Genomic DNA, 559 nt, shown 5'->3' on the forward strand with positions numbered 1-559 from the left:
ATAATAGCACTGGTAGTAGGATTCGTAGTTTCATTTATAGTTGCACTAGTTGTCGTTGATAAATTTATAAGCTTTTTAAAGAGAAAACCTATGAGGGTTTTTGCTATATATAGAATCTTTGTAGGTATATTGGTATTGATACTATCATACGCCAACATCATTCATGCATAAAACAGAAATTACATATATAAAATGGAACTGTCGCATTAGCATATTATTTTTAGCTGATGCTACAGTTCCATTTTTAGGTATTTATTTAATAGAAACTTTTATTATACTTTGATTTTAAGTGTAAATTAAGTTGATATTAAAAAAATATATATTTTAAAAGGTCTTCAGTATTATGCCTATTGGGACTTTTTATCTTCTAAAACCAAGTATTAAGTCAGTGTAATCAACTTAGAATTGCATTATACTGTTCAAACTTATCCAAGCGTGTCTTTATGTGAAAAAAATAGAAATGAATAGAATTTTGAAGAATGGATAATCTATATATATAATATATAGATTTATATTAATGAATTTAAATGAAAGGATGATATAATAATATTCGTTGTCA

General features: G+C 25.0%; 1 protein-coding gene. It reads left to right on the forward strand.

The window, feature by feature from the left end; all coding sequences use genetic code 11:
- Window positions 1-171 (forward strand): undecaprenyl-diphosphate phosphatase (locus tag KM800_RS15155; protein WP_303396679.1); only part of this gene is annotated, 171 nt, incomplete at its 5' end.
- Window positions 172-559 lie beyond the last annotated feature (388 nt).

This window comes from Clostridium tyrobutyricum, from assembly GCF_019144085.1.
GTDB lineage: Bacteria > Bacillota > Clostridia > Clostridiales > Clostridiaceae > Clostridium_B > Clostridium_B tyrobutyricum_A.